The sequence below is a fragment of the Amycolatopsis sp. NPDC003861 genome (assembly GCF_053605405.1).
Genome location: NZ_JBSGJD010000491.1, coordinates 1 through 2105, shown reverse-complemented (window position 1 = coordinate 2105; position 2105 = coordinate 1). Strand labels below are relative to the sequence as shown.

The following is a 2105-nucleotide window of genomic DNA, read 5'->3' as shown; positions in this document are numbered from 1 at the left end:
GGCCCGGGTGGTCCCGGCGGCGGTGGTCCCGGCGGCCCAGGTGGTCCCGGTGGCCCGCAGGGGCCCGACGACAGCGGTCCCGCCACTCCCCCGCCCGGCCCGGCCCGGGTGGCTCCGCCGGCGCGGCGACGGTCCGCCGGCGTCACCCTCGGCCCGCTGCCCGTGGCCAACCTCGTCGTGCTCGAAGTCGGCCTCGCGATCGGCCTGGTGCTGCTCGCCATCGACATGAAGCTGAAGTGGGTCGGCGTCGGCATCGTCGGCTTCGCCCTCATCGTCGCGCTGCTGCGCTGGCGCGGCCGCTGGTTCACCCAGTGGGTCGGCCTGACGCTGCGCTACACCTTCCGCTCGCACGACCGGGTCGCCGAACCGCTGCCGCCGAGCACCGTCGAAGCCATGACCGCCGAGGAGACCACGGTCACCGGCCCCGACGACGCGCGCGTGAACCTGCTGCGCATCGCCGTGCCGGACCTCGTCGTCGCGCACGGCGTCGACCACGAACGGCAGCAGGTCGGGCTCGCCTGGAACGACGGCACGTGGACGGCGGTGCTGCTCGTCGAGCCGGCCCCGGCGCTGATCACGCAGGCCGACGGCGCGCCGAGCCTGCCGCTGTCGGCGCTGGCGCCCTGCCTCGAGGACCGCGGGGTGGTCCTCGACTCGATCCAGATGATCTGGCACTGCTACCCGGGCAGCGCCGCGCTGCCGTCGGACTCGCCGGCGCTGAGCTCCTACATGGAGGTCCTGGGTCCGCTGCCCGCGGCGGCCCGGCGGACGACGTGGGTGGCGATCCGGCTCGACCCGCGGCGGTGCCCGGCGGCGATCCGGGAACGCGGCGGCGGCGTCGTCGGCGCCCACCGCGCGCTGATCGGCGCGCTCTCGCGGGTGCGCAACGCGCTGGAGTCCCAGGGCGTGCCGACGCGGCCGCTCGACCCGGACGAGCTGCTGCGGGCGAGCATCTCGGCCGCGGAGCTGACCTCCGTCGCCGGTTCGCCCACCAAGGTGACGCTGCAGGAACGCTGGTCCGGCGTGACCGCGGCCGGCATCGGGCACGCGAGCTACGCCATCACCGGCTGGCCGAAGGGCAAGGTCACCAGCAGCCTCAACGCGCTGACGAGCGTCCGCGCGCTGTCGGCGACGCTGGCGATGTCGATCTCCCCGGCGTCCGACGAGGGCAAGATCGGCCTGCGCGGCGTGGTCCGGCTGAGCGCGCGGAACCCGCGTGAGCTCGACGCCGCCGACCAGCGGCTGCAGAACCTGTCCGAACGGCTCGGGGTGGACCTGACGCCGCTGCGCGGGCTGCAGGTGTCCGCGCTCGCCGCGACGTTGCCGATCGGAGGCACAGCATGAGTTCGCGCGTCCGTGACGCCGGGCAGAACGGCGGCGTGGCACCGGAGTTCACGGTGGACCCCGCGCTGCTCGACGCGATCAGCCCCTCGGGCGACCGCGGCGGCATCGTCCTCGGCTCCGGCCTCAAGGGCGAGCCGCTGACCATCTCGGCGCTGCGCTCGACGCCCACCCGGATCGTGCTGGTGGGCGGGCTGTACCTGGCCCGCCAGGTGGCCATGCGGGCGATGGCGGTCGGGGCGTGGGTCGTGGTCGCGACCGGTCGCCCGACGGAGTGGCAGGTCCTGTCCCGCGCGGCGGGCAGCCGCGACGGACGGCCGTCTCCGCTGGTGCAGATCCGCCGGCTGTCCCCGGTCGAGCTGCCGCGGCCGTCGGAGGACGCCCCGCTGCTGGTGGTGACCGACGGCGGCCCGACACCGCAGGACCTGTTCCCGCCTCGCTCGCCATGGCAGACGACGGTCTACGTGCTCCCGTACCTGCACCCGCAGGCGGGCGCGACGGCCAACGCGGCGGACCTGGTGCTGATGCAGCGCCTCCCGGCCGGCCAAGCCGAGCTGGCGGCCCGCATCTGGCGCCTGCCGCCCCAGATGATGCGCCAGCTGACGACGTTGAAGGACGACCAGGTGGTGGCCCTCGGCCGCAACCTCTGGCGGCCGCTGAGGCTGGTCACGACGGGCAAGGAGCAGCAGCTCCTCGGCCCGGTCCGCCGCGGCGACTGACCTCGTCCCCGGCTGTCGTGAGTGGTAAGGAGGGTTAGAACCCTC

At 75.0% G+C, this 2105-nt stretch carries 2 protein-coding genes; both read left to right on the top strand.

The features are described from left to right. The first annotated feature begins 162 nt into the window (after positions 1 to 162). Positions 163 to 1344 (top strand): type VII secretion protein EccE, encoded by a 1182-nt coding sequence (gene eccE, locus ACWEVN_RS47655; RefSeq protein ID WP_449686324.1) that lies wholly within the window; start codon positions 163 to 165, stop codon positions 1342 to 1344. Next, entirely contained in the window at positions 1341 to 2060 is a 720-nt protein-coding gene (locus tag ACWEVN_RS47650) for a hypothetical protein (RefSeq protein WP_449686325.1), read from the top strand. The genes eccE and ACWEVN_RS47650 overlap by 4 nt, the downstream gene beginning before the upstream one ends. Positions 2061 to 2105: the final 45 nt, after the last annotated feature.